Below are 24,898 nucleotides of genomic sequence, written 5' to 3' on the forward strand. Positions count from 1 at the left end.
GGGTTCGAAAAATGAAACTCTACCGCTTTCTGTCCGGTCCGGACGATGCCACCTTCTGCCACAAGGTCACCGCCGCGCTGAACAAGGGCTGGCACCTGTTCGGCTCGCCGACCTATGCCTATGACAAGAAGACCAAGTCGATGCGCTGCGGCCAGGCCGTGGTGAAGGACGTCGAAGGCCAGGAATATACAGCCGACACCAAGCTCAGCGACTGGTAGAGCGCTGCGACCCTTCCACTTCGTCATCCTAGGGCGGAGCGACGCGAAGCGGAGCGCAGACCCTAGGATCCTGTGTGTTGGTTCTGGTGTATGGTTGAGGTGGGAAGGAGACCGAGTGGATCGTGGTCGTCCTTTCGGACAGGCCGTGGCATGGCCCGGTCCCTTCCCACCGGTGAACCATCAACCTGAACAGTTGCACGGGGCTGTTCGAAGCAGACCCCGCACCACAGGAAGAGGCGTGGACATGATAGCCCAGAACTATGTCGGCTGCGACATCTCCAAGCAGTGGCTCGACTTTTTTGATGAGACAAGCGGCCGTCTTCGGCGCATCGACAACCAGGCCGATGCGATCGCCGCCTATGTGGCAGGCCTTGATCCCAGTCGGGACTTCGTCGTCATGGAGGCGACAGGTGTCCATGACCGGCTGCTGCGCCATGCGCTGGCCAAGGCCGGCGTGCCGTTCTCGCGGCACAACCCGGCGCACACCCACCACTATTCGAAGTCGACGCGCCGGCGCGCCAAGACCGATCCTCTCGATGCCAGGATGCTGAGCGACTATGGCCGTCGCTATAACCCTGAGGCCGAGCCGGCGCCGAGCGAAGAAGTCGAGCGGCTTCAATCGCTTGCCGGCCACCGCGATCATTTGGTCGAGATGCGGGCAGCGCTGAAGAAGCACCTCGCCGAGGCTTTCGAGGAGGCCGTCATTGCCGATCTGGAAGAGACGATCGCCTTCCTCGACACGCGTATCAAGGCGTTCGAGAGCCAGATTGCCGAAGTCATTCGTCAAAACCAGGACACCGCTCGCGACCATGCGCTGATGGTCTCCGTGCCCGGTGTCTCCAATGTCGGCGCGCTCTCTTTGCTGGCGCTCCTGCCCGAGCTCGGCCAGCGCTCACCCAAGGCGATCGCCGCGCTCGCCGGCCTTGCCCCGTTCGACAACAAGAGCGGCAAGCTCAGCCGCAGGAGCCAGATCCAGGGCGGGCGATCACGCGTGCGTCGCGCCCTCTATATGGCTGCCCTCACCGCCATCAGAACCTGTGAGCGCTTCAAGACCTTCTATACCGCACTTGCTGCCCGCTCAGGGTCCAAGAAACTCGCCATCATCGCCGTCGCAAGGAAGCTCCTGGTCGTCCTCAACGCCATCATGCGCGACAAAACCGCATTCGCGTGAACACAGTTGCCATGCCGTTACCTGAGCCGAAAAGCGCAGCGTGTCAGAATGTAGGGGATATTTGCGGTGTCGGGGGTATGCGTTCCGTTCTACACCGCGAGCTTGGTGTTGATGGAACGGCATGGATCCTAGGGTCTACGCGCGTCGCTTCGCTCCTTGCTTCGCCCTAGGATGACGAGGTGCATAGGATGAACGAGGTGCACTACCCCGCCGCCGCCTGCTCGGCGGCTTCCTCGATCCGCTCCATGTCGTCGTCCGACAGGCCGAAATGGTGGCCGATCTCGTGGATCAGGACGTGGGTGACGATGTCGCCCAGCGTCTCCTCGTTCTCGGCCCAGTAATCGAGGATGGCGCGGCGGTAGAGCGTGACGCGGTTCGGACCCTCGCCGGTCTGCGGGTTCCAGCGCTCGGCGATGCCGCGTCCCTCGAACAGGCCGAGCAGGTCGAAGGGCGTCTCCAGCGACAGGTCGTCCATGATCTCGTCGGTCGGGAATTCGGCGATCTGGATGACGATCTCGCCGGTGAGCTGGCGGAACTCGTCCGGCAGATGGGCATAGGCCTCCAGCGCCATGAGCTCCAGCTCGTCCATCGACGGCGAGAGCTGATCGTGCCAGGTGCGGGTCTTGTAGATGCGGGCCATGAAACGTCCTTTGATCCCGGCATATAGGCTTTCGCGGCTTTGGAGGCAAATGAGCCGGCTGGCCGTCCGCCTTCAGGGTAAAAGGCGAAGGAATAAATTCCTTCTGACTCTGCTTGACTCTTCCGGGCCCCTCTGGAATCTATAAGAACATAACAGGAACAATTTCTGCCGGAAGTGAACGTCATGGCGATGAGCGCCGTGGCGCGGGACACTGTTTTTGCCCTGCGCCGCCAGATCGCGAAGATCGAGGGAACGCTGCCCGAGCGCCTGCAGGCGCCAGTTGCTGCCACTGCGGATGCCGCCAAGTCGGATATGACGCTTGTCCGGCGCGGCCTCGCGGTGGCCTCGCCGGATGCCTTCCTGCGCACCGGCATCGACCGCCTCGACACCGCCCTTGGCGGCGGCCTGCCCAGGGCGGCGCTCAGCGAAATCCATGGGCTGGAGACCCGCGATGCCGGCGCGGTCGCCGGCTTCGCGCTCTCGCTCGTAAGCCTGATCCTCAAGGAGAAGCAGGGCCTGCCGATCCTCTGGGTCGGCACGTCGGAAATCTTTCACGAGGCCGGCCTGCCCTATGCCAGGGGCCTTCATGCCCTGTTCGGCATCGAGCCGGAACAACTGCTGTTTTCCGAGGCGCCGAAACTGCTCGACGCGCTGTGGATCGCCGAGGAGGCCGCCCGCATGACGGCCTTCGCCGCGGTCATCCTCGAAATACGCGGCAGCCCGCGGCTTCTCGACCTCACCGCCACGCGCCGGCTGCACGCCCGCGCCCAGAACGCCGGCCGTCCGCTGCTGTTGCTGCGCCAGGCCGGCGAGGCCGATCCAACCGCCGCCCCGGTGCGCCTCATCGTCTCGGCGGCGCCGGCGGCGAACCGCGAGACGGTCGCCGGACCGCTCGCCGGCTCGATCGGCCGCCCTGCCTTCAAGGTCGATATCGGCAAGAGCCGCACGGCCCTGCCCGGACAATTCACACTGGAGTGGAACCCAAATGAGCACGCTTTTGCGGAAAGAACAGAGAATCCTGTCGCTGTGGTTCCCGCATCTCAGCGCGGAGCGGATCCTGCGCCAGCGTCTGGGGCGGTCCTGGCGTTCCCGGCCCTCGCAGCACCTGCCTCTGGTGATCAGCCATCGCGACAACAACACCCAGCGCATCGCAGCCCTCGACGAGCGGGCTGAGGCGCTGAAGCTGAAACGCGGCATGGGCATTGCCGATGCCCGCGCCATGCACCCCTCGATCGATGTGGTCGAGGCCGACCCGGAGGCCGACCGCCGCCTGCTCGAAGGCCTTGCCGACTGGTGCGACCGCTACACGCCGCTGGTGGCGATCGACGCCGAGTACGGGCTGTTCCTCGACGTCACCGGCTGCACGCATCTGTTCGGCGGCGAGCGCGCCATGCAGGACGAGATCCTCACCCGCTTCTTCCAGCAGGGTTTCGATGTCCGCGCCGGCCTGGCCTCGACCCCTGGCGCCGCCTGGGCGGCGGCGCGCTTCCACGGCAACCGCATCGTGGCCGGCGGCGAGGAGGAGGCGCTGCTTGCGCCACTGCCATTGTCGGCGTTGCGCATCGCGCCGGAGACCCGCGCTCTCCTGGAAAGCGTAGGCCTGCGCACCGCCGGCGCGGTGATGGCGGCACCACGCGCGCCGCTCGCCCGCCGCTTCGGCGCTACTCTGCTTCTGCGCCTCGACCAGGCGCTCGGCCGGCTCGACGAGGCCGTGTCGCCGCGCCTTCCCGTCGCGCCGCTCTCGGTCGAGCGCCATCTTGCCGAGCCGGTCATGCTCACCGACAACATCGAGCGGCTCATAAGCCGGCTGGCGATCGCCCTGAAGACCGACCTCGAACGGCGCGGCGAAGGCGCAAGGACGCTGGCGCTGTTTCTCTTTCGCGTCGACGGCGCCGTCAGCCGCATCGCCGTCGGCACCTCGCGCCCGATGCGCGAGCCGCGGCTGATCCAAAGACTGTTCCATGAGCGGCTCACCGCGCTGGAGCAGAGCATCGACGCCGGCTTCGGCTTCGACCTGGTGCGGCTTTCCGTGCTGTCGGTCGCCGCCTTCGACTTGGTTCAGGGCGACCTCACCGGCGAGGCGGAGGATGATGACGCCGACATCGCGCTCTTCGCCGACCGCGTCCGCGCCCGCCTCGGCGAGGCCGCCGTGCTGAAGCCTGTGGTTGTCGAGAGCCATCTGCCGGAGCGCGCCGTCAAGAGCGTGCCTTTCGCCGAAGCGCCGCAAAGGCCCCCGCCGGCGGCCGGGCGGGCGGCGCCGCCCCGAACAGCCCCGCCGATGACCATCTATCCGCCGGAGCGGCCGGTGCGCCTGTTCCGCTCGCCCGAGCCGATTGAGGTGCCGGCGACCGAGATCCCCGAGGGGCCGCCGATGAATTTCCGCTGGCGGCGCGCGCTTTGCCGCGTCGCCCGCGCCGAGGGGCCGGAGCGCATCGCCGCCGAATGGTGGCGGCAATTGCCCGGCGAGGAAGAGGCGCCGACCCGCGACTATTACCGCATCGAGGACAGCGAGGGGCGCCGCTACTGGCTCTACCGCCAGGGTCTTTACAGCACCTCGCCCCAGGCCGCGCCGCCGCGCTGGTACATGCATGGGGTGTTCGCATGAACGCGCTGACCGCCATCCCCTATGCCGAGTTCGGCATAAGCTCGAATTTCTCCTTCCTGCGCGGCGCCTCCAAGCCGGAGGAGCTGGTGGTCACGGCGAAATTCTACGGTTTTTCGTCGATCGGCCTTGCCGACAGGAACACGGTCGCCGGCGTCGTGCGCGCCTGGCAGCAGGCCAAGGTGGAGAAGATGGCCTATCATCCCGGCTGCCGCCTGGTGTTCGGCGACGGTACGCCGGACATCCTCGCCTATCCCCGCGACCGCCAGGGCTGGGGGCATCTGTGCCGCATGCTGACGCAAGCCAATCTGCGCGACGAGACCGAGAAGGGCGCGACGCTGCTCAAGCTCGACGACCTGCTCGAATGGGGCGATCGGATGTCGCTGGCGATCCTGCCCAATCTGTCCGGCGGCGCGGAAGGCAATCTGGAATTTATTAGCCGGCTCAACGATCGCTTCGGCGCGGCGCTCCGATTGGCCGTGGCGCCGGATTATGGCGGCAATGACCGCTTCCGCATCGAGCAGGCGGCGGCGATGGCCTACCATGCGCGTATCCCGCTGATGGCGACCAACGACGTGCTCTACCATGCCGCCGAGCGCCGCCCGCTGCAGGATGTGCTGACCGCGATCCGCCTCAACACGCCGGTTTGCGAGGTCGGGCTGGAGCTGACCGCCAATGCCGAGCGCCATCTGAAGCCGCCATTGGAGATGGCGCGCCTTTTCCGCCGTCACCCTGAAGCGCTGGCGGAAACGCTGCGCTTTGCCGACGAATTGACCTTCTCGCTCAGCGACCTCGAATACAACTACCCGGACGAACCGACCGAATCCGGCCTCGGACCGCAGGCCGAGCTCGAACGCCTGGCCCGGGAGGGGGCGGTCAGGCGCTATCCGGCCGGCGTTCCCGAGCATGTGCTCAAACGCATCGACAGCGAGCTCGCGCTGATCGAGCGGCTGAACTATGCGCGCTACTTCCTGACCGTCCACGACATCGTCAAATTCGCCCGCAGCAAGGACATCCTCTGCCAGGGCCGCGGCTCGGCCGCCAATTCGATCATCTGCTTCTGCATCGGCATCACCGAAGTCGGCCCCGAGCGCATCGACACACTCTTCGAGCGCTTCATCTCGGAGGAGCGCAACGAGCCGCCCGACATCGACGTCGACTTCGAGCATGAAAGGCGCGACGAGGTCATCGCTTACATTTACGACAAATACAGCGCCAAGCGCACGGCGCTTGCCGCCGCCGTCATCAGCTATCGCGGCCGTTCCGCCCTGCGCGAGGTGGCCAAGGCCATGGGCCTGTCCGAGGATGTCCGCAGCGCGCTGTCCAGCACCATCTGGGGCTGGTCGACCTCCGAGCTCGGCGAAAGGGAAGCCAATGCCGGCGGACTCGACCGCACCGATCCGCTGTCGCGCCAGGTGCTGGAGCGCGCCAACGAGATCATGGGTTTTCCCCGCCACCTTTCCCAGCATGTCGGCGGCTTCGTCATCACCCGCGACCGGCTCGATGAGGTCGTGCCCATCGTCAAGACCGCGATGGAGGAGCGCAAGATGGTCGAGTGGGATAAGGACGATCTCGACGCGGTGAAGATCCTCAAGGTCGACGTGCTGGCGCTCGGCATGCTGACCTGCCTGAAGCGCGCCTTCACCTTGCTCACCGATCATTACCCGCAAGCGCGGGATCCGTTTGGACGGCCTTACGTGCTCGCCACCCTTCCCGAGGAGCACGAGGACGTCTACGCCATGATCCAGAGGGCCGACACGCTCGGCGTCTTCCAGATTGAGTCGCGCGCGCAGATGTCGATGCTGCCGCGTCTCAAGCCGGAAAACTTCTACGACCTCGTCATCGAGGTGGCGATCGTGCGCCCCGGCCCGATCCAGGGGGACATGGTCCACCCCTATCTGCGCCGGCGGCAGGGCAAGGAGGCGGTCCATTACCCCAGCCTGGAGCTTAAGAAGATCCTCGGCAAGACGCTGGGCGTGCCGCTTTTCCAGGAACAGGCGATGAAGATCGCCATCGTCGCCGGCGGCTTCAGGCCGGGCGAGGCCGACGAGCTGCGCCGCGCCATGGCGACCTTCAAGCGCACCGGCACGATCGGCAATTACCGCCAGCGCATGATCGACGGCATGGTCGGCAATGGCTACGACAAGGAGTTCGCCGAGCGCTGCTTCAAGCAGATCGAGGGTTTTGGCGAATATGGCTTTCCCGAAAGCCACGCCGCCTCCTTCGCGCTGCTGGTCTATGCCTCCTGCTGGTTCAAAACCTTCTTTCCCGACGTCTTCTGCGCCGCGATCCTGAATGCGCAGCCGATGGGCTTTTATCAGCCCGCCCAGCTTGTGCGCGACGCGCGCGACCATGGCGTCGAAATACGCGAGGTCGACATCAATCATTCCGTTTGGGACTGCACCCTGGAGGCCACCGCCTTCGATCCGTCCCGCATCCTCGAGCGCCACGCTTCGATGCGCGGCGTCATCGAGACGGCGCATGCCGTCCGCCTCGGCTTCCACCAGATCAAGGGCCTGTCCAAGGAACGCATGGAAGCCGTCGTCGCGCAGCGCGGTAACGGCTATCGATCGGTCAGGGATGTCTGGCTGCGCTCAGGCCTCGATGTCGGCGAGATCGAAAGACTGGCTGAGGCCGACGCGTTCCGCTCGATCGGCCTCGACCGCCGTGCCGCGCTCTGGGAAGTCCGCGCCCTCGACGGCAGGAGCGCAGCAGAAAAACTGCCGCTGTTCGACCAGCCCTCGCTTCGCCTGCGCGAGCTGGAGCCGGAAACGAAACTGCCGAAAATGCCGCTCGGCGAGCATGTCGTGCATGACTACCGCTCGCTCGGCCTGTCGCTGAAGGAGCATCCCGTCGCCTTCCTGCGCGAGCGGCTCACCCGCGCCGGCATCACCCCCAACGCCCAGCTGCCGTCGGTGCGCGACGGCCGCCGCGTCTCCGTCGCCGGCCTCGTGCTGGTCCGCCAGCGGCCGGGCAAGGGCAACGCCATCTTCCTCACGCTGGAGGACGAAAAATCGATCGCCAACGTCATCATCTGGCCGCGCGTCTTCGACCGCTTCCGCCCGGTGGTGATGGGCGCCCGCTTCATCCGCGTCACCGGCAAGCTGCAGCATGAATCGAACGTCATCCACATCGTCGCCGACCGGATCGAGGATTTGACCTCCTGGCTGAGCGTGCTGCTGGAGTCCGCCAATCGCCCGGTCATCGAGCCCGCCGAACGGCCGGTTGGATCAAAGGCCGACGCAAGCCGTGACCTGCCGGTCCGCCAGGATGTCGCCACACTGTCGAGCGCCGCGCAACAGGTCATGCCGAAAGGACGGAATTTTCAGTAGGATGATGTCGGACTGCGCGTGCCGTCACGATGCACAACTTTGATGTCGGCGGGACAGCGCCCCCCTCTGTCCTGCCGGACATCTCCCCCACGAGGGGGGAGATTGGACGTCACGCCGGCTTTCGCCAATCTCCAAGGCTGAAGGAGTGAGCCGGCGCCGCAGCTGCCAATCTCCCCCCTCGTGGGGGAGATGGCCGGCAGGCCAGAGGGGGGCGCGAAGGATCGCCAACCTACGTCGCGCTGTGCACTTATGAGCCCGCTCACGAAGGCCCGCTGAGCCGCGGCGGCGGTGGCGCCAGCATGTCCTCGGCCGAGATCGTGCGCGCCTCCGAAGGCAGCATGATGGGGATGCCGTCGCGCACCGGATAGGCGAGCTTCGCCACGCGCGAGACCAGCTCGCTGCGCTCCGGATCCCAGGTCAACGGCCCCTTGGTCAGCGGGCAGGCCAGCAATTCAAGAAGCTTCGGGTCGACCTCGGCTTTTCGTCCGTCACGTCCGTCCGCTGGCATCGCACTTTTCCATTGTCCAATTCCCCCGACCCTAAGTGTGTTGAGATTCAGGTCAGGCCGGGTCGAGAATGGTGGTTTCCGAGAACCGGAGCGGAGCGTACTTGAAGTACGTGAGCACCGGAAGCGCAGGAAGCCGCCGTTCGCAGGCCGGCCTCACCTGAATATCAGCACACTTACTGCAGGCTTGAGCCAAACTCGTCATCCTCGCGCGCCAGCGTCATCTCGGTGATGGCGATCAGCGTCTCGGCGCGCGTCTTCAGGTCCGGCGCTTCCAAGAGCGCCTGTTTCTCGGCCGGCCCGTAGGGCGCCATCATCGACAGCGCGTTGACCAGCATGCCGTTCTCGGCGCGGCTGACGCTTTCCCAATCGGCCTCGAGGTCATTGGCCTGCAGATAGGCGCGAAACGCCTTGAGCAGCGCCGGCCGGTCGATCTCGGCGGCGGCCGGGTCCTCCTCGAGGTCGGCCAGGAACGGCATGATCTTGCACTGCCGGAACGGCGCCTTCGCCGCGAGCTCCTGCACGATGCGGAACCGGCACACGCCCTGCAGCGAGATCAGGTAGCGGCCGTCGCCCGTCTCGGCCAGCGAGATGATGCGCCCGGCGCAACCGACGCTGCACAGCTCCGGCTCGCCGTCGTCGCGCAAGGCGCCGTCAAGGCTCGGCTGGATCATGCCGATCAGCCGCGAGCCGGCCATCGCCTGGTCGATCATCTGCAGATAGCGCGGCTCGAAGATGTTGAGCGGCATGCGGCCGCCGGGCAGCAGCAGCGCGCCGGCGAGCGGAAACACCGGGATTGCCGACGGCAGATCCTTGGCCAGCCGGTAGAGTGCGTTACCAACGCGCACCGCGATCCTCCCGAAGCAACGCCGGCAAGCGCATCACCCTGCAATCTCCTCTCGCACCCTCTTGATCGGCACAGCCCTTATCTGGCGCTGGCACTCCTCCGCTCAAGCCTGCCGGCCGCGACAGCCGGCAAAAAACTTCAAAGCATGTCTCCCGAAAGTGGGAACGGGATAAAGACATGCGTAAAATCAAAACCCAAAGCGCATGGAGCGAATCCGAAAGATCGCGACGCGCTTTGAGCGCAATTCCGGGACAAGTGCTTGAGCCGCCTTCGTCCGGAATTGCGTCAGAACAAATACCTAGAGCGTTTCGCGATTCTGTGAAACGCCGAAATGCTCTACGAGAACAGCAGCGACGACAGCTTGCGGCGTGCCGCCAGCGTCGCCTCGTCGGTCATTCCCCAGGCCTCAAAGAGCTTCAGCAGCTGCGCCCTGGCGCCGTCGTCGTTCCAGCTGCGGTCGGCCTTGACGATCGAAAGCAGATTGTCGGCGGCCGCATTGCGATCGCCGCGCGCGTTCTGGATCATCGCCAGGTCGAAGCGCGCCTGATGGTCGGCTGGGTTAGCGGCGAGCCGGCGCTCGAATTCGGCCGGATTGCCGAGCGCTGCCGCTTCGGCCGCCAGCGTCATCTTGGCGCGCAGCGCCGCCAGCGCCGGCGCGTCCTTCTTGTCCTCAGGCGCCCGGGCCAGAACCGCCTCGGCGCCTTCCGCGTCGCCGGCATCGAACAGGATTTCGCCCAAGCCGGCGATCGCCTCCAGCGTCTCCGGCGCCTGCTCGAGGATCGCATCATAAATGTCGGCCGCGGTCTGCACGTCGCCGGCCGTGCGCGCCTCGGCGGCAGCGGCCAGCGCGTCGGCGATCTGCGGCGCGCCACCGCCCTTACCGTCAACCTTCTGGATGAATTGGTTGATCTGGCTTTCGGGAATGGCGCCCATGAAGCCGTCGACCGGCTGGCCGTCCTTGAAGGCGATGACCGCGGGGATCGACTGGATGCCGAGCTGGCCGGCGATCGAGGGGTGGTCGTCGATGTTCATCTTGACCAGCTTGACCTTGCCGCCGGCTGCCTGCACCGCCTTTTCCAGCTGCGGCGTCAGCTGCTTGCACGGCCCGCACCACGGCGCCCAGAAGTCGACCAGCACCGGCTGGCGCCGCGATTCCTGGATGACGTCGGCGGCGAAAGTGGCGGTGGTGGTGTCCTTGATCAGGTCGGCCGCCGCCGGCGTCTCGCCCAGCGAAACCTTGGGGCGGTCGCCGCCACCATATTGCACCGTCTGGGCGTACTGGCCGCCATTGCCGCCGAACGCGCCGCTATACGGATTGTTGTCGCTCATCGTGTCGCCCTTTCGGTCGCGCTTTCAGGCGCGTCATTGTCGGATTTTGGAACCGCCTTCCATGTGGCGATCAAGCCCTGACTTTCAAGATTGTGAGACTTTCAGGATAACAGGATCGTGGCCGGTTGCCTCGACGAATCTGATCAGATCGGCGGCGGCGATCGAGGTCGTCGCCTCATTGGTCAGCGGGTGGCCGTTGATGACGTCGTGGCTCATCAATTCCTGGTCGAGCACCACCTTGACCTTCCCCTCCCTGTCGTTGATCAGGCCGAAAACCGTGACCGCGCCGGGCATGACGCCGAGCAGCTCCACCAGCATCTCGGGCTTGCCGAACGAGACCCGGCTGGCGGCGCCGATCAGGTGATGGATCTGCTTCAGGTCGACGACGGCTTCCTCGCCGACGGTGACAAGGAAATAATTGTCCTTCTTGTCCTTGAGAAACAGGTTCTTGGTGTGGCCGCCGGGAATCTCGCCGCGCAACCCTTGCGAATCGGCGACGGTGAACAGCGGCGGGTGCCTGACCGTCGAGACGGAGATGCCGAGATCGGCGAGAAATTCGTTGAGCTCGGCTTCGGTCTTCGGCATCGGTCCTCGCGCAGTCAAAAGAGCGGTCACGCCGTTTACGGCCAACAATGCCGTCGGGGCAAGGCCGCCGAAGCAATTCCGGGAAAGGAGCACTTCCGGGAAAGGCGCGTGGAAGCTTTGAGCGCGGATTGGCGATCGCCCCGTTCCACGCAGCTTCGGCGCTTTCGAAGCGGATCTCGCCGCACGAAGAAATTCACTCCAAAAAGACCGTCATTTCCCTGTTGCAATCGCCGCGCTCTTCGGCCATATAGGCGCGGCTTGCGGCCGAGGCCGCGCGAGCGGGTGTAGCTCAGGGGTAGAGCACAACCTTGCCAAGGTTGGGGTCGGGCGTTCGAATCGCCTCACCCGCTCCAGTTTCCTCCACCGAGGATCAAGCAAACGAAAAGCCGCGGTTTTCCGCGGCTTTTTCGCGTCTGGACCATTTGATCTTCTTGATCTTCGGAGCTTCCCGGATTGCCGGGGAAGTGACGACATCTGCCGCCGGCAGTTGGCGCGGGTCATCCAGGAAGTGCCGCGACCCATCAGACTTGGGTCGCATGTCGAAGGGACTGTAGAGCCTCTTTTGCCAGGCGCCTGACAACTATATGTTGAGTGAAAGTGCCGGAACTAAATCCGGCCGGGCAGTTTCGCGGGCGCAGTTCCCGCGAGTCGTTGCGTTGGGGCATACTAGATCAAAGAACGTCGGCCATGAGGTTCACAGCCTTACCGGATCCGTGCGGCCAATGGATGGTATATGACCTGCTTTCGGGTTATCCGGCGCAGGTCGGGGACATATTGTTGCTCGGCCTGAGCCGCGAGGAGGCGGAGCGGCTTGCCGGACAGGCGGATCAATCGGCGCCGCAGCCTCTTCGTCGGTATTGCAGCCATTTATCGGTATTCTGCCGTTCCAATCCGGAACAATCGGACTCGTCGGAGATTTAGATGCGCCGACCGAGGGAGCGCCGATGAGGTTCGCAGCGATGCAGGATCCGTGTGACGACTGGCTTGTCCATGATCTGGCTCTCGACCTCCCGGCGGAGATGGACGGCCGGGTGCTGATCGGACTGACGCGTGGCGAAGCCGAGGATCTGGCCGACCAGGCCAATGCGGGCGGGCCGGTTGTCGATTCGCCGGGTCCCTTCGCCAGCGTCGCCTGAGGACGCGGTCTGCAGCGCCGCGATTCAACCCCAGATCACATCGGATAACATTTGCGTGCCAACGCATTTCAACGTTGTGCCGGCTTCCATATCTCCTTCGGGGGCCGAGAACCGCCGGCGGTGAGTGGCCTGCACCGCCACACGACGCGACTGGACGGCCCGTTTTGGAAAGCGGGTTTACCGCTTCCTCCATCCCGAGGAGATGTCATCACGTTCTTTCATCTCAAAGATCATTGCGGCCGCCTCGATCTTCGCGGCCATACCGCTTTCGAGCGCCTATGCCGTGCACCGCCATCATAGAGCGGCGGTCGACACCACAACCACGGCATCGGTGCCGGTGGACCCGGAAGCGAGAGTTGCGACGCAGCAGCTGCTTGGCGTGAAACAAGGTATCCGCGAGGCCAGGCAGGCCGGCAAGATCACACAGGACCAAGCCCGCGACCTGATGCGGCAGGCGGACGCCATCCAGCCCACCCGAGGCCGGTCGGCGATCGGGCAGATCAACCAGTTGGATCAGCGGCTTCAGAATGCCTCCGGCCAAGGGACCTATATCGGCAGCGGCGGCGATGGCGGCTACTATCCGAACGGCTGACGACCCGAGCGCTCCCCCCCCGCATGCGGCCGCCGGTGTGATCGAGCCCTGCCGGGCCTCACACCGGGGCCGTCGCGTTCCCACGATGCCAAGGCGGAGATAACGCCCGCGGACCGCCGACCGTCCCGAGACTCACGGACCGGTTATGCCAGCCGCGCCCTTGTCGTCCGCGGCGTCGCCAGCAGCAGGCTGGTCTCACTGCCCGTGATCCCGGGGATCAGCCTTATCCGGCGCAGCACGGCGTCGAAATCGGTGAGCGAGGCGGTGCCGAGCTCCACCACGAGGTCCCAGCGGCCGTTGGTGGTGTGGATGGTCGAAACCTCGGGCAGGCCACCGAGCGCCCGGATGACGCGGTCGGCGGCATGGCCCTCGATCTCGATCATCATCACGCCGCGTATCCTCTGATCGACCGCGTCGGCGCGCAGCACCACCGTGTAGCCGATGATCTCGCCGGACTTTTCCAGCCGCTCCATCCGCGCCCTGACCGTGGCGCGCGAGACGCCGAGATCGACCGCGAGGTCGGACACACTGCGCCTCGCATCATGCCGAAGAAGCGTGACCAGTCTTTCGTCGAGCGCGTCCATGATTGCTCATCTTGGTCAAATTGGATGCACAAAATGATAGATCATTCTTCTCGAAATGCCAATTTCGCCTGTTCAAACCGCCAGCGCCTGATGATCCAATCAGCCAATCAATCGTAGGGGCTGAAAAATCATGCGCTGCAGGATCGTCGGCGCGCCGGTGCAGGACGGCGCGGGCAGGATGGGATGCGAGATGGGGCCGAGCGCGCTGCGCACGGCAGGTCTCGTCTCGGTGCTTTCGGAGCTTGGCCATGAGGTCGAGGACTGGGGCGCGGTCGAGAAGGCGGTGGCGCGCCCGGTGGTGCACGGCAACCTCGCGCTCAAGGCCCTGCCGGAGATCTCCGCCTGGACCGCGGCGATCGCCGAGACCGCCTACGCCGCTTCCAGGGAAGCCGTGCCGATCTTCCTCGGCGGCGACCATTCGATCTCCGCCGGCACGGTGTCCGGCGTGGCGCGCCGCGCCGCCAAACGCGGCCGGCCGCTCTTCGTGCTGTGGCTCGACGCGCATCCCGATTTCCACACGCTCGACACCACCACCAGCGGCAATCTGCACGGCGTGCCGCTCGCCTATGCCAGCGGCCAGTCCGGTTTTCAGGGCTATTTCCCGGATCTGCCGCAGGCGGTCGACCCGGCCCGCATCTGCGCCATCGGCCTGCGCAGCGTCGACCCGGCCGAGCGCCGCGCGCTCGCTGAAGCCGGCGTCACCGTGCATGACATGCGCGCCATCGACGAGCACGGCATCGCACCCTTGCTGCGCGCTTTCCTCGCGCGCGTCGAGAAGGAGAACGGGCTCTTGCATGTCAGCCTCGACGTGGACTTCCTCGACCCGTCGATCGCGCCGGCCGTCGGCACCACCGTTCCCGGCGGCGCCACTTTTCGCGAGGCGCATCTGGTGATGGAGATGCTGTCCGACAGCTGCCTTGTCTCCAGCCTCGACCTGGTCGAATTGAACCCGTTCCTCGACGAGCGCGGCCGCACCGCGACCCTGATGGTCGACCTCACCGCCAGCCTGATGGGCCGCCGCATCATGGACCGCCCGACCCGCAGCCATTCCGGGAGCCTCTGATCATGACCCAGCCTTCGCGCCTCGCCATCGTTCCCTTCGTCAGCGTCGACCGCATGATGAAGCTGGTGCTCGCCATCGGCGTCGAGCGTTTCCTCACCGAGCTCGCCGCCTATATCGAGGAGGATTTCCGCCGCTGGGAGCTGTTCGACAAGACGCCGCGCATCGCCTCGCACAGCCATGACGGCGTCATCGAGCTTATGCCGACCAGCGACGGCAAGATGTACGGCTTCAAATATGTCAACGGCCATCCGAAGAACATGCGCGAGGGCCGCCAGACCGTCACCGCCTTCGGCGTGCTCGCCGATGTCGGCTCTGGCTATCCGATGCTGCTCACCGAGATGACCATCCTGACGGCGCTGCGCACCGCCGCCACTTCCGCCGTAGCGGCAAAATACCTGGCGCCCAAGGGGTCGCGCGCCATGGCCATCATCGGCAACGGCGCCCAGTCCGAGTTCCAGGCCATCGCCTTCAAGGCACTGCTCGGCATTGACCGGCTGCGGCTCTACGACATCGACCGCCAGGCTTCCGAAAAATGCGCCCGCAACCTGGCGGCCAAGGGTTTTGACATCACCATCTGCGCGACCGGGCAGGACGCGGTGGAAGGTGTCGACATCATCACCACGGTGACCGCCGACAAGCAGTATGCAACCATCCTCACCGACAACATGGTCGGCTCCGGCGTCCACATCAACGCCGTCGGCGGGGACTGCCCCGGCAAGACGGAACTGCACCGCGACATCCTTTTGCGCTCCGACATCTTCGTCGAGTTCCCGCCGCAGACCCGCATCGAAGGCGAGATCCAGCAGCTCGACGCCGACCATCCGGTGACCGAGCTGTGGCAGGTGATGACCGGCCAGGCAAAGGGCCGCAAGGCGCCCGAGCAGATCACGCTGTTCGATTCCGTCGGCTTCGCCACCGAGGATTTTTCGGCGCTGCGCTATGTCCGCGACCAGCTCCAGGCCACCGGCCTCTATGAGGAACTCGACCTGCTCGCCGACCCCGACGAGCCGCGCGACCTGTTCGGCATGCTGGAGAGGGCCGCCATGCAGCCGGCGGCGTGAGGGAACGAGCGCGTAATCTCCCCCCTTGAGGGGGAGATGGCCGGCAGGCCAGAGGGGGTCGGTCCGACTGGGCTCGGCTTGATTCCACAGATGGAGGTTGGCGCTTCACGCGCGGCGACCCCCTCTGTCGCCTTCGGCGACATCTCCCCCTCAAGGGGGGAGATAACGTGCTACCCCCGCGCCGCGCAGCTCTCCCGCTCGACCAGCACCGGCGCCAGCACCTCGCGCCTTGACGGCGCTTCCGGCTCGGCCAGCCTCTCGAGCAGCAGGCTCACCGCACGCGTACCGATCTTTTCGACCGGCTGCGCGATTGTCGTCAGCGGCGGCCAAGTGGTGACGGCATAGGGGATGTCGTCGAACCCGACCATCGAGATGTCGTCGGGAACCCGCAAGCCGCGCGAGCGCAGCGCCGTGACCGCGCCCATCGCCATCAGGTCGTTGCAGGCGAACACCGCCGTGATGCCCGGCGCCTGCGCCATCAGCTGCTCCATCGCCAGGCGCCCGCCGGCGAAATGATAGTCGGAATCGACGATCGACGAGGCCGGCAGCTCGAGGCCCGCCTCTTCGAGCGCGCGCGCGAAACCGCGCAGGCGGGCCGGGCTGGAACTGGAATCGCGCGGGCCGCCGATGACACCGAGCTTTTCATGCCCGAGTCCGGCCAGATGTTTGCCGGCGAGATAGCCGCCATGGTCATGGTCGACCAGCACCGAATCGACATTGACCGACTGGATCTCGCGGTCGAGCAGCACCGCCGGCATGCTGGGCAGCAGGCGGGCGAACACCCGCGCATGATCGGACGAGCCGGCGAAGATCAGCCCGTCGATCTGCTTGGCCATCAGCACCGAGAGGTAGCGCTCCTCCTTTGCGGCGTTGCCGTCGGAGTTGCACAGGATAACCGTGTAGCCGGAGAGGAAGCCGGCATCCTCGATCTGCCGAGCGACGCTGGCGAAGAACGGGTTGGAATTGTCGGGCAGCAGCAGGCCGATGGTCTTGGTCTCGCCGCGCCGCAGACTCCGCGCCACCGAGTTCGGGCTGTAGCGCAGCGCCGTGATCGCGGCGCGCACGCGCTCGGCCGTTTCCGGCTCGACATGGCGGGTATGGTTCATCACATGCGAGACCGTTGCGACGGACACCCCCGCGTGACGCGCAACATCGGCAATGGTCGTCATGGGCCCTGGTCCCGGTAGCTTCCGAGAGCGCTTTAGCGTGGAATCGCTAACCCGCTCCATCTTCCTGCGCAATTCCCGGACTGAAAACCGCTACGCACCCTACTGGAATCGATCAGGCGGATCTTCTGCACTTACTCGGTACGCGTCTAGGATGACGGCAGGCACGACGACAAGGTAATTGTCGTTGACGCCAAACCGCCACAGCCGATGCCCGAGCCTTCCGTTCACTCCGCAATCGGTTACGCAACCGATTACGCATAAGGAAGCCGCAGTTTTGGCGAGTGTCAATATCGGGAAGCAGCTGCCGAGGGCACCATTTGAAGTGCTGCCTGCGCCTGTGCCTGAGAGGCCGGCGCCGCCTCTCATTGTCCTGCCGGACATTTCTCCCCGTATAGTGACAGGGAGAAAGACGCTGCCGCGAACGGTTTCGCCAATCGCCAGCGCTGCAGAACAAGCACCCAGGCCGCGGCCAGCGCCTTCTCCCCGTCACTATACGGGGAGAAGTTCCCGGCAGGGGATGAGGGGTGGCGCTAACGCCGGCGGTTTGGCGCCCGCAGGCCTGTCATAGAGTCAAATGTTGATCATCATCGCCGGCATGATACCACCGCCCAACCGCCTTCACCGCCAGCCGAGTGCCGGCGCGACGTGCTTCAGGATCGACTCGATGACATGGGCGTTGTAATCCACTCCGAGCTGATTGGGCACGGTGAGCAGCAGCGTGTCGGCCTCGGCGATCGCCTCGTCCTCCTTGAGCTGTTCGACCAGCCTGTCCGGTTCGGCGGCATAGGAGCGGCCGAACACGGCGCGCTTCTCCGGCTCGATATAGCCAAAGTGGTCCTGGCCCTCGCTGCCGCCGAAATAGGCGCGGTCCATGTCGTTGACGAGCGCGAAGATGCTGCGGCTGACCGAGACGCGCGGCTCCCGCGTGTGGCCGGCTTCCTTCCAGGCGGCGCGATAGGCCCTTATCTGCTTGGCCTGCTGGACATGCAGCGGCTCGCCGCTCTCGTCGAATTTCAGCGTCGAGCTCTGCAGGTTCATGCCGAGCTTGGCTGCCCATACGGCGGTGGCGTCGGTGGCCGCGCCCCACCAGATGCGATCGCGCAGGCCAGCCGAGAAGGGTTCAAGCCTGAGCAGGCCGGGCGGGTTGGGGAACATCGGCCGCGGGTTGGGCTGGGCAAAACCTTCTCCGCGCAACAGGTCGAGGAAGATTTCGGCGTGGTTCCGCGCCATGTCGGCGTCGCTCTTGCCCTCTTGCGGCACGTAGCCGAAATAGCGCCAGCCATCGATCACCTGCTCGGGCGAGCCGCGGCTGATTCCGAGCTGCAAGCGCCCGCCGGCGATGAGGTCCGCGGCGCCCGCATCCTCGGCCATGTAAAGCGGATTCTCGTAGCGCATGTCGATGACGGCGGTGCCGAGCTCGATCCGCTTGGTCTTCGCGCCCGCCGCGGCCAGCAGCGGAAACGGCGAGGCGAGCTGCCGGGCAAAATGGTGGACGCGAAAATAGGCGCCATCGGCGCCGAGCTCCTCGGCCGCGACCGCGAGGTCGATCGACTGCAGCAGCGCGTCGGCGCCCGAGCGCGTGCCCGATTGCGGCGAGGGCGACCAATGCCCGAACGACAGAAATCCGATCTTCTTCATGTGCTCCGTTCCTGCTGGGGCGGCACATCGGCCGCTCAAATGCCTTGTTGCTCCCGCAGATAGCCAGGGCAGCGCCGCGATACAACGGACACCGAACGGATACAGACCGTCAATGAGTTCCTCGAAATGCTCCGCACCCCTCGCACCATGCGGAACCAGATAAGCTCATCTCCGCATTCTCGCCGCTGCCGGAGCGCTGTATCGTTCCCGCCGATCGTGATTCCTGGACGAAGCCTTTGATGCATGGCCTGACACCGATACTTTCCACCGTGACGGCCTCTTTCCTGGCGTCCTTCGTCGAGGTCGTCGAAGCCTTCACCATCGTGCTCGCCGTTGGGGTGACGCGCAGCTGGCGCCCAGCGCTCTCCGGCGCTGCCCTGGCGCTCGCCCTGCTTGCGGCGCTGGTGCTCATTTTCGGGCCGCTGCTGGCGCTCGTCCCCATCGACGTCCTGCAATTGACGGTCGGCGTGCTCCTGATCCTGTTCGGCATGCGCTGGCTGCGAAAGGCGATCCTGCGCAGCGTCGGCGTGATCGCGCTGCATGACGAGGAACAGGCCTTTTCCAAGGAGACGGAGGTGCTGCGCCGGCAGGCCGGCGACCGCCGGGCCGACTATCTGGCCGCCGTCGCGTCGTTCAAGGCGGTGCTGCTCGAGGGCGTCGAGGTGGTGTTCATCGTCATTGCCGTCGGCGCCGCACATGGCCAGACGCTTTATGCCGGCCTTGGCGCGCTGGCGGCCTTCGTGCTGGTGATGCTGATCGGCCTTGCCGTGCACCGGCCCCTGGCGCGCGTGCCGGAAAATTCGCTGAAATTCGTCGTCGGGCTGATGCTGACCAGCTTCGGCGTGTTCTGGACCGGCGAAGGCCTTGGCGCGGACTGGCCGGGCGCCGACCTCGCTCTGCTCGCCATCTTTACCGTCATCGCCGCCGCATCCTTCGCCATCATGCGCTGGCTGCGCGGCGCCTATCCGGCGCCCGCCAAGGGAGTCGCCCGATGATCCGTCTTGTCTTCAAGGAAGTCGTCGGCATGTTCGTCGACGACGGCAATCTGGCTCTGCTGGCGCTGATCCTGATCGCGCTCGTCACCGCCGCGGTGAAAGTCCTGGGGCTGCCGCCGCTCATCGGCGGCTTCCTGCTTCTCGCCGGCTGCCTGGCGATTCTCCTGGAGAGCACGCGCCGCGCCGCGCGCGACAAGGCGCGCTGAGGGGCGTTTGTAGTCTGGCAAATCAGCGCAAACGGTGGGGATTGGCGCAAGCCTCCCAACCTCGTCATCCACGGGCGGAGCGACGCGAAGCGGAGCGCAGACCCGAGGATCCATTCCGTGACCTTTGCCGGGGAACGAAGCGGCGCAGAATTCTGCAGCGTGGCAACGCCTCGACGTCACGGCATGGATCGCGATGGGCGCTTCGGCCAATCTCCAACCTATGTCGCCTGCCAAGCAAACATAGCCGCCGGTCGTTCCGTCCCGGGAACTAATAAACAGTGAAAAGCGTCGGCAGGTGACCGCTGAGGCGGACAAACTCGACCGCCTCGATCACCGGAAACAGAGCCATGAAATAGAGCCCGTCGCGGAACGTGTTCCTCAGCGCGCCCGTCGAAAACAGCCACTGCGCCTCGTCGCGATAAAGCATCGGATTCGGCCAGAAGGACGGCGTGCGTTCGGCATAGGCCGCGTAAGCCGCGCCGAACTTGCCGGCGAGATACGCGGCCTCCTTGCGCGCGGTGAACCGGAAGATGAGCAAGCTTGCCAGGCCGAGCATCGCGGCCGCCAGCACCGAGCCGAACATCAGTCCGATACCGACCGCGCCGACGGTCGAGAAGAAATAGAGCGGGTTCCGGGTCATCGAGAACGGGCCGGACACGATCAGCTCGTCATTCTTCCTGCCGCCGACGAAAAGGATGCTCCATAGACGGCCAAGGAAGCAGGCCAGCACCATCGCGAAGCCGATCGTCTCCAGCGCTTCATGTCCGTTCGATCCTTCGGCCAGCGCCGGTCTGCTGAAAAGAAGCAGGATGACGGCAAGCACGGCTGCCACCTGTACGAAGATCAGGCGCTTGTGCTGGTCGAACGCTTTCGGCGCCGCTTTGAGGGAGGCCATTCTTTCTCACCGCTGCGGCGCCGAGACGGACGCCGGGCTTTCTCTAACCCTTCCCCCTGGCGATGATGAGACCCGGCGAATGTTTTTGGCCGACCTTACGAATTTGTAAGGATGCGGACAGGCCGCGGTGAATTTACCCGCCTAGCCTGACGGCCCCGAGTTGTCGGCTTGGATTGTCGGCTTGAACAGAGCACCGACGACCGGCCCTTACAGGATGACGCCATCGCCATGACCATGACAGCCAACGAATACGGGTCCGAACTGAACAGGGCCCCGGACGTCACCCTCGATTTCTGGCTGATCAAGATCATGGCGGTGACCATGGGCGAGACGGCGGCGGACTATCTCGCCGTCAATCTCGGTCTCGGCCTTACCGTCACATCGCTGATCATGAGCGGCATTCTCATTGTCGCGCTTGTCCTGCAATTCGCGCAGAAGCGTTACGTGCCCTGGGCCTACTGGCTGGCGGTCGTCCTGACCAGCGTCGTCGGCACCCTGGTCACCGACAACCTCGTCGACAATTTCGGCGTGCGGCTGGAGACGACGACCATCATCTTCTCGGTCGCCCTCGCCCTGACCTTCATCGCCTGGTACGCCAGTGAGAAGACCCTGTCGATCCACACCGTCTTCACCACCCGGCGCGAGATCTTCTACTGGCTGGCGATCCTGTTCACCTTCTCGCTGGGCACCGCCGCCGGCGATCTGGTCGCCGAGCGCTTCGACCTTGGCTATCTCGCCACTGGCCTTATCTTTGGCGGCGTCATCGCGGCGATCGCCTTTGGCTATTTCGTCCTCGGCCTGAATGCCATCCTCGCCTTCTGGCTCGCCTATATCCTGACCCGACCGTTCGGCGCCTCCTTCGGCGACCTGCTGGCGCGGCCGGTCGAATATGGCGGCATGGGCTTCGGCACCACTTTCACCAGCCTGACCTTCCTCGGCTCTATCGTGGTCATCGTTCTTTATATGACGCTGAAGAGCCTGATCGACGAGGACGAGCAGGCCCTGCTCGACTGAGCGCGATCCCTGAACCAGCCGTCTCGCAAAAATGTGTAGCGGTCTTCGGTCCCCGAATGCGTAAAGCAGATGGTTGGTGCAATCCGTCCGGAATTGCGCCGAGACGACGAGATGGGGCATGATGCCGCCCGAGAGCCGCTTCACGCGTTTCGGCATCCTATCCTGGAGAACCAGCCAGGAAAGAGCCGGCCGGCGCCGCCATGCCGGCGAGGTTGCGGCAAGGACAGCACGGGGCGATGCGACTTCTGCTTGTTGAGGACGATCCGAGAACCGCCGACTATATCGTCCGCGGGCTGACCGAGGCCGGCCATGTCTGCGATCTTTTGCGCGACGGCCATGACGGCCTCTTCGCCGCGACCCGCAACGCCTATGACGTGATCGTCGCCGACCGCATGGTTCCCGGCCTCGACGGCCTGTCGATGATCAAGGCCGTGCGCGCCGCCGGCATCCATACGCCGGCTATCTTCCTCACCTCGATCGGCGGCGTCGACGACCGCGTCGAGGGCCTGGAGGCGGGCGGCGACGACTATCTGGTCAAGCCCTTCGCCTTTTCGGAGCTGCTTGCCCGCATTCATGCGCTTGGCCGCCGGCCGGCGGCGCAGGAGCAGAAGACGGCGCTGCGAGTCGCCGACCTCGAAATGGACCTGATCCAGCGCCGCGTGACCAGACAGGGTCAGCCGATCGACCTGCAGCCGCGCGAGTTCAGCCTGCTTGAGGTGCTGATGCGCGGCGAGGGGCGCGTCATCACCCGCACCATGCTGCTGGAGCGCGTCTGGGATTTTCACTTCGATCCCAAGACCAGCGTCGTCGAGACGCATATCAGCCGGCTGAGGGCCAAGGTCGACAGGCCCTTCGACGTGCCGCTGATCCATACGGTGCGCAACACCGGCTACAGCCTGCATGTTCCGGCCTGATCCCGCATCCGCGATTGCCGGGCGACCAAGCGCCTTCGCGCGCGCATGAGCGATAGGCGCTCCAGCCTGCTGCGCAGCACGCCGTTCAGGCTGGCGCTGACCTTCGCTTTCCTGTTCCTGCTTGCCTTCATCCTGTCCGGCGCGGTCGTCTATCAACTGATGAGTGCCTCGCTCGCCAGGCAGCTCGATCAGTCGATCAAGGAGACCTACTCGCTGATCGCCGCGACCCATGCCGAGAGCGACGAGGAGGATCTCGTCTCCACCGTCAGGGACCATGCCCAGTTCAGCCAGGACAAGGACCAGATCTTTTCCCTCACCGATAAGGCCGGCAACCGCCTCGCCGGCGATTTCACCGCCTCCGGCCTGCCGGATGGGTTTTCCATGTTCGCAGCCGACTTGCCGGGCGTGCCGCCAGGTACCGAATACCGCGCCTATTCGGGCACGGTCGGCGACAACAATTTGACCGTCGCCTTCTCGCTTTCGGAAACCGAGGATCTCGAAAGGATCGTGCTGATGAGCTTCGGCTGGGCTACGCTCGTCATCACCGTTCTGGCGATCGGCGGCGGCGCCGTGCTCGCCTCGCGTGTCCAGCGGCGCCTCGATGGCATCGCCAGCACCATGGTCGACGTCTCGCATGGGCGGCTCGACGCGCGCATTCCGCTGATCGGCAGCGGCGACGACATCGACGCCGTCTCTGCTCAGGTGAATGCCGCGCTAGAGCGCCTGTCGGCGCTGGTCGACGGCATGCGCGAGGTGAGCGCCAACATCGCCCATGACCTCAAGACGCCGCTCAACCGGCTGCAGATGATCCTGGAGCAGGCCGCCGACAAGACGGCATCGGGCGAGGATGTCTCGGCCGAGCTGACCGACGCCCGCGCCGAGAGCCAGCAGATCAACAGCACATTCGACGCGCTGCTGCGCATCGCCCAGATCGAGGCCGGCGCCCGCAAGGCGCGTTTCGTCGATCTCGATGTCGGGCCGATCGTCGAGACCATCGGCGAGGTTTATGCCGATGTCGCGGACGACGACGGCAAGTCGCTGTCGACGACCATCCTTCCGGATACGAAATGGTACGTTCACGGCGACCGGGACCTGCTGATGCAGATGCTCGCCAATCTTGTCGAGAACGCGCTCCGGCATTGCCCGCCGGGCACGGCGATCGGGCTTTCGGTGACCAGGGATGGCAGTCACGTGCTCATCCATGTCCGCGACAATGGCCCGGGCATTCCCGCCGAGGAGCGTGAAAAGGTGTTCCGGCGGCTCTACCGCCTGGATGCGAGCCGCACGACGCCGGGCAGCGGCCTGGGTCTCAGCCTTGCCAAGGCTGTGGCCGACTTGCATGGCGCCGCGATAACGCTGGAGGATTGCAAACCGGGTCTCGGCGTCACGGTCAGCTTCCCGGCGGTGAAAGCCGCCTGATCCGGATCCGCTTTGGCGGTCACCGCGCGGCGCCCGCCCGGCGGAAATCGGACGGCGACATGCCGGCAAGCTTGCGGAACGATTTGTTGAAGGCGCTGAGCGAGCCGAAGCCGGAGTCCATCGCGACCTTCAGCACATTGGCGTCCTCATGCATCAGAAGTGCCTGCGCATAGCTCAGCCGCAAGAGACTGACATATTCGTTGAGCGTCATGCCGGTCGATTTCTTGAACAGGCTCATGGCGTATTTGGGATGGATATCGGCGGCGCAAGCGATGTTCACGCAGTCGATATCGTAGAGAAAATTCTCGGCGATGAAATCGCACATGCGCCCGACATTGCGTGAGGACTGCTGGTCGAAGGGGCTGCCCGCGCCATGCCCGGCGGCGGTTCCGGGCACCAGCCGGTAGGGCTCGAAACGCACCCGCTCTAGCCGAAGCAGCAGCTCGTTGACGGCATGCTCTGTCCTGGCCGGATCGCCCGAGCGCGCATAATCGTTCCAGCGCTTGAAATTGTCATTGTCGGATTGATCGGTGGCATTCGTCACCAGCGTCGCGCCGGTCATCAGCCGGTGGCGGACATCGGCCGGCAGATGCAGCCTGAAGAAATGCACCAGCGGCAGATGCGCGCCGGCATAGACAGCGTCGTCGGTCAGATCGTCCATCTGGTGCGGCAGGCCGCCCCAGAACAGGCACATCTCGCCGGCCGACAGCGCGATCTCATGCTCGGCCATGCGGTAGTGCACGCTGCCCTGCACGATGAAGTTCACCTCGACCTGGGCGTGCCAATGCGGCTTCAGCATCACCAGCGGATGATTGTGGAACATCTGCAAGGCCAGCGGCAGGCCTTCGACGCTGCTCGCGCCAGGCTGGTAGAACGGACGCTCTGGCATCTTACTTTCCGCCAACTTCTTATTCCCTCTGTCGGGGACAAGCCTTCCGCGCCGCATAGTCTAGCCACGCTCACAGCGAGAGAGCAAATGAAAT

Annotated in this window: 24 protein-coding genes and 1 tRNA gene; 15 read left to right on the forward strand and 10 right to left on the reverse strand. The window is 65.2% G+C overall.

Annotation, left to right across the window (positions count from 1 at the left end; genetic code table 11):
- The first annotated feature begins 11 nt into the window (after window positions 1-11).
- Both EJ068_RS14740 and EJ068_RS14745 read left to right on the forward strand, forming a co-directional pair.
- Window positions 12-218 carry a DUF1737 domain-containing protein gene (locus EJ068_RS14740; protein ID WP_042645368.1) on the forward strand — a complete coding sequence of 69 codons (207 nt, stop codon included), beginning with the start codon at window positions 12-14 and terminating at the stop codon, window positions 216-218.
- A 244-nt stretch (window positions 219-462) separates the two neighbouring features.
- Window positions 463-1,389, forward strand: coding sequence for an IS110 family transposase (locus EJ068_RS14745; protein ID WP_129554534.1), 927 nt, complete (start codon window positions 463-465; stop codon window positions 1,387-1,389).
- Between the two features lie 202 nt (window positions 1,390-1,591).
- Here the strand turns inward: EJ068_RS14745 and EJ068_RS14750 are convergent, their stop codons facing one another.
- Window positions 1,592-2,029 (reverse strand): metallopeptidase family protein, encoded by a 438-nt coding sequence (locus tag EJ068_RS14750; RefSeq protein ID WP_042645389.1) that lies wholly within the window; start codon window positions 2,027-2,029, stop codon window positions 1,592-1,594.
- Window positions 2,030-2,212: 183 nt separating this feature from the next.
- Between EJ068_RS14750 and EJ068_RS33310 the strand changes: the two genes are divergently transcribed.
- The 3 genes from EJ068_RS33310 to EJ068_RS14765 are packed head-to-tail and all read left to right on the forward strand — an operon-like array spanning window position 2,213 to window position 7,963.
- On the forward strand, window positions 2,213-3,202 hold the full coding sequence (locus tag EJ068_RS33310; protein ID WP_127250497.1) for a hypothetical protein: 990 nt from the start codon (window positions 2,213-2,215) through the stop codon (window positions 3,200-3,202).
- Window positions 3,144-4,634: a DUF6504 family protein gene (locus EJ068_RS14760; RefSeq protein ID WP_129554605.1), complete on the forward strand. Its 1,491-nt coding sequence runs from the start codon at window positions 3,144-3,146 to the stop codon at window positions 4,632-4,634. Before EJ068_RS33310 ends, EJ068_RS14760 begins: the two co-directional genes overlap by 59 nt.
- A complete protein-coding gene (locus EJ068_RS14765) occupies window positions 4,631-7,963 on the forward strand; it encodes an error-prone DNA polymerase (RefSeq protein ID WP_127250493.1) in 3,333 nt (1,110 codons plus the stop codon). Before EJ068_RS14760 ends, EJ068_RS14765 begins: the two co-directional genes overlap by 4 nt.
- Before the next feature lie 259 nt (window positions 7,964-8,222).
- Here the strand turns inward: EJ068_RS14765 and EJ068_RS14775 are convergent, their stop codons facing one another.
- The 4 genes from EJ068_RS14775 to EJ068_RS14790 form a co-directional block, all read right to left on the reverse strand.
- Window positions 8,223-8,471 carry a Trm112 family protein gene (locus EJ068_RS14775; protein ID WP_127250491.1) on the reverse strand — a complete coding sequence of 83 codons (249 nt, stop codon included), beginning with the start codon at window positions 8,469-8,471 and terminating at the stop codon, window positions 8,223-8,225.
- A 173-nt stretch (window positions 8,472-8,644) separates the two neighbouring features.
- Complete coding sequence (locus tag EJ068_RS14780) at window positions 8,645-9,316, reverse strand: LON peptidase substrate-binding domain-containing protein (protein WP_127250489.1); 672 nt, start codon at window positions 9,314-9,316, stop codon at window positions 8,645-8,647.
- 335 nt (window positions 9,317-9,651) lie between these two features.
- Entirely contained in the window at window positions 9,652-10,644 is a 993-nt protein-coding gene (trxA, locus tag EJ068_RS14785) for a thioredoxin (RefSeq protein ID WP_127250488.1), read from the reverse strand.
- 84 nt (window positions 10,645-10,728) lie between these two features.
- A complete protein-coding gene (locus tag EJ068_RS14790; protein WP_127250486.1) occupies window positions 10,729-11,229 on the reverse strand; it encodes a prolyl-tRNA synthetase associated domain-containing protein in 501 nt (166 codons plus the stop codon).
- 278 nt (window positions 11,230-11,507) lie between these two features.
- On the opposite strand from EJ068_RS14790, the gene EJ068_RS14795 reads away from it, so the two are divergent.
- From EJ068_RS14795 to EJ068_RS14805, 3 genes are all read left to right on the forward strand, one after another.
- Window positions 11,508-11,582, forward strand: a tRNA-Gly gene (locus EJ068_RS14795).
- Window positions 11,583-12,173: 591 nt separating this feature from the next.
- Complete coding sequence (locus EJ068_RS14800; protein ID WP_127250451.1) at window positions 12,174-12,365, forward strand: hypothetical protein; 192 nt, start codon at window positions 12,174-12,176, stop codon at window positions 12,363-12,365.
- Window positions 12,366-12,567: 202 nt separating this feature from the next.
- Window positions 12,568-12,957: a hypothetical protein gene (locus EJ068_RS14805; protein WP_127250449.1), complete on the forward strand. Its 390-nt coding sequence runs from the start codon at window positions 12,568-12,570 to the stop codon at window positions 12,955-12,957.
- Window positions 12,958-13,100: 143 nt separating this feature from the next.
- On the opposite strand, the gene EJ068_RS14810 is transcribed toward EJ068_RS14805, so the two are convergent.
- Window positions 13,101-13,541, reverse strand: coding sequence for an Lrp/AsnC family transcriptional regulator (locus EJ068_RS14810; protein WP_095820631.1), 441 nt, complete (start codon window positions 13,539-13,541; stop codon window positions 13,101-13,103).
- 130 nt (window positions 13,542-13,671) lie between these two features.
- On the opposite strand from EJ068_RS14810, the gene rocF reads away from it, so the two are divergent.
- Both rocF and EJ068_RS14820 read left to right on the forward strand, forming a co-directional pair.
- Window positions 13,672-14,604, forward strand: a complete 933-nt coding sequence (rocF, locus tag EJ068_RS14815; RefSeq protein ID WP_127250448.1) for an arginase — start codon at window positions 13,672-13,674, stop codon at window positions 14,602-14,604.
- A 2-nt stretch (window positions 14,605-14,606) separates the two neighbouring features.
- Window positions 14,607-15,665 (forward strand): ornithine cyclodeaminase, encoded by a 1,059-nt coding sequence (locus EJ068_RS14820; protein ID WP_127250447.1) that lies wholly within the window; start codon window positions 14,607-14,609, stop codon window positions 15,663-15,665.
- A 170-nt stretch (window positions 15,666-15,835) separates the two neighbouring features.
- On the opposite strand, the gene EJ068_RS14825 is transcribed toward EJ068_RS14820, so the two are convergent.
- The gene (locus tag EJ068_RS14825; RefSeq protein ID WP_189341969.1) at window positions 15,836-16,834 is read right to left on the reverse strand and encodes a substrate-binding domain-containing protein; all 999 of its coding nucleotides are present in this window, start codon (window positions 16,832-16,834) and stop codon (window positions 15,836-15,838) included.
- Between the two features lie 618 nt (window positions 16,835-17,452).
- Window positions 17,453-18,472: an LLM class flavin-dependent oxidoreductase gene (locus tag EJ068_RS14835; protein WP_127250445.1), complete on the reverse strand. Its 1,020-nt coding sequence runs from the start codon at window positions 18,470-18,472 to the stop codon at window positions 17,453-17,455.
- A 239-nt stretch (window positions 18,473-18,711) separates the two neighbouring features.
- On the opposite strand from EJ068_RS14835, the gene EJ068_RS14840 reads away from it, so the two are divergent.
- Together EJ068_RS14840 and EJ068_RS14845 are read left to right on the forward strand one after the other, a co-directional pair.
- Window positions 18,712-19,467 (forward strand): COG4280 domain-containing protein, encoded by a 756-nt coding sequence (locus EJ068_RS14840; protein WP_127252921.1) that lies wholly within the window; start codon window positions 18,712-18,714, stop codon window positions 19,465-19,467.
- Complete coding sequence (locus tag EJ068_RS14845) at window positions 19,464-19,673, forward strand: hypothetical protein (protein ID WP_127252920.1); 210 nt, start codon at window positions 19,464-19,466, stop codon at window positions 19,671-19,673. Before EJ068_RS14840 ends, EJ068_RS14845 begins: the two co-directional genes overlap by 4 nt.
- A 268-nt stretch (window positions 19,674-19,941) precedes the next feature.
- Here the strand turns inward: EJ068_RS14845 and EJ068_RS14850 are convergent, their stop codons facing one another.
- The gene (locus EJ068_RS14850; RefSeq protein ID WP_127252919.1) at window positions 19,942-20,568 is read right to left on the reverse strand and encodes an isoprenylcysteine carboxylmethyltransferase family protein; all 627 of its coding nucleotides are present in this window, start codon (window positions 20,566-20,568) and stop codon (window positions 19,942-19,944) included.
- Window positions 20,569-20,796: 228 nt separating this feature from the next.
- On the opposite strand from EJ068_RS14850, the gene EJ068_RS14855 reads away from it, so the two are divergent.
- The 3 genes from EJ068_RS14855 (at window position 20,797) to EJ068_RS14865 (ending at window position 23,915) form a co-directional block, all read left to right on the forward strand.
- The gene (locus tag EJ068_RS14855) at window positions 20,797-21,582 is read left to right on the forward strand and encodes a hypothetical protein (RefSeq protein WP_127252918.1); all 786 of its coding nucleotides are present in this window, start codon (window positions 20,797-20,799) and stop codon (window positions 21,580-21,582) included.
- Between the two features lie 236 nt (window positions 21,583-21,818).
- The gene (locus tag EJ068_RS14860; protein WP_126063578.1) at window positions 21,819-22,496 is read left to right on the forward strand and encodes a winged helix-turn-helix domain-containing protein; all 678 of its coding nucleotides are present in this window, start codon (window positions 21,819-21,821) and stop codon (window positions 22,494-22,496) included.
- A 45-nt stretch (window positions 22,497-22,541) separates the two neighbouring features.
- Complete coding sequence (locus EJ068_RS14865) at window positions 22,542-23,915, forward strand: HAMP domain-containing sensor histidine kinase (RefSeq protein ID WP_127252917.1); 1,374 nt, start codon at window positions 22,542-22,544, stop codon at window positions 23,913-23,915.
- A 19-nt stretch (window positions 23,916-23,934) separates the two neighbouring features.
- Here the strand turns inward: EJ068_RS14865 and EJ068_RS14870 are convergent, their stop codons facing one another.
- Window positions 23,935-24,804, reverse strand: coding sequence for a helix-turn-helix domain-containing protein (locus EJ068_RS14870; protein WP_127252916.1), 870 nt, complete (start codon window positions 24,802-24,804; stop codon window positions 23,935-23,937).
- Window positions 24,805-24,898: the final 94 nt, after the last annotated feature.

Origin of the sequence: Mesorhizobium sp. M2A.F.Ca.ET.043.02.1.1 (assembly GCF_003952405.1) — a bacterium.
Taxonomy (GTDB): domain Bacteria; phylum Pseudomonadota; class Alphaproteobacteria; order Rhizobiales; family Rhizobiaceae; genus Mesorhizobium.

Bases quoted from the DNA above. Each gene is read 5' to 3' on its own strand.
- EJ068_RS14825 (WP_189341969.1), bottom strand. From the start codon at position 16,834: ATGACGACCATTGCCGATGTTGCGCGTCACGCGGGGGTGTCCGTCGCA.
- EJ068_RS14800 (WP_127250451.1), top strand. From the start codon at position 12,174: ATGAGGTTCGCAGCGATGCAGGATCCGTGTGACGACTGGCTTGTCCAT.
- EJ068_RS14775 (WP_127250491.1), bottom strand. From the start codon at position 8,471: ATGCCAGCGGACGGACGTGACGGACGAAAAGCCGAGGTCGACCCGAAG.
- EJ068_RS14810 (WP_095820631.1), bottom strand. From the start codon at position 13,541: ATGGACGCGCTCGACGAAAGACTGGTCACGCTTCTTCGGCATGATGCG.
- EJ068_RS14855 (WP_127252918.1), top strand. From the start codon at position 20,797: ATGACCATGACAGCCAACGAATACGGGTCCGAACTGAACAGGGCCCCG.
- EJ068_RS14740 (WP_042645368.1), top strand. From the start codon at position 12: ATGAAACTCTACCGCTTTCTGTCCGGTCCGGACGATGCCACCTTCTGC.
- EJ068_RS14850 (WP_127252919.1), bottom strand. From the start codon at position 20,568: ATGGCCTCCCTCAAAGCGGCGCCGAAAGCGTTCGACCAGCACAAGCGC.
- EJ068_RS14805 (WP_127250449.1), top strand. From the start codon at position 12,568: ATGTCATCACGTTCTTTCATCTCAAAGATCATTGCGGCCGCCTCGATC.
- EJ068_RS33310 (WP_127250497.1), top strand. From the start codon at position 2,213: ATGGCGATGAGCGCCGTGGCGCGGGACACTGTTTTTGCCCTGCGCCGC.
- EJ068_RS14840 (WP_127252921.1), top strand. From the start codon at position 18,712: ATGCATGGCCTGACACCGATACTTTCCACCGTGACGGCCTCTTTCCTG.
- EJ068_RS14745 (WP_129554534.1), top strand. From the start codon at position 463: ATGATAGCCCAGAACTATGTCGGCTGCGACATCTCCAAGCAGTGGCTC.
- trxA (WP_127250488.1), bottom strand. From the start codon at position 10,644: ATGAGCGACAACAATCCGTATAGCGGCGCGTTCGGCGGCAATGGCGGC.
- EJ068_RS14765 (WP_127250493.1), top strand. From the start codon at position 4,631: ATGAACGCGCTGACCGCCATCCCCTATGCCGAGTTCGGCATAAGCTCG.
- rocF (WP_127250448.1), top strand. From the start codon at position 13,672: ATGCGCTGCAGGATCGTCGGCGCGCCGGTGCAGGACGGCGCGGGCAGG.
- EJ068_RS14865 (WP_127252917.1), top strand. From the start codon at position 22,542: ATGAGCGATAGGCGCTCCAGCCTGCTGCGCAGCACGCCGTTCAGGCTG.
- EJ068_RS14845 (WP_127252920.1), top strand. From the start codon at position 19,464: ATGATCCGTCTTGTCTTCAAGGAAGTCGTCGGCATGTTCGTCGACGAC.
- EJ068_RS14790 (WP_127250486.1), bottom strand. From the start codon at position 11,229: ATGCCGAAGACCGAAGCCGAGCTCAACGAATTTCTCGCCGATCTCGGC.
- EJ068_RS14860 (WP_126063578.1), top strand. From the start codon at position 21,819: ATGCGACTTCTGCTTGTTGAGGACGATCCGAGAACCGCCGACTATATC.
- EJ068_RS14870 (WP_127252916.1), bottom strand. From the start codon at position 24,804: ATGCCAGAGCGTCCGTTCTACCAGCCTGGCGCGAGCAGCGTCGAAGGC.
- EJ068_RS14750 (WP_042645389.1), bottom strand. From the start codon at position 2,029: ATGGCCCGCATCTACAAGACCCGCACCTGGCACGATCAGCTCTCGCCG.
- EJ068_RS14820 (WP_127250447.1), top strand. From the start codon at position 14,607: ATGACCCAGCCTTCGCGCCTCGCCATCGTTCCCTTCGTCAGCGTCGAC.
- EJ068_RS14835 (WP_127250445.1), bottom strand. From the start codon at position 18,472: ATGAAGAAGATCGGATTTCTGTCGTTCGGGCATTGGTCGCCCTCGCCG.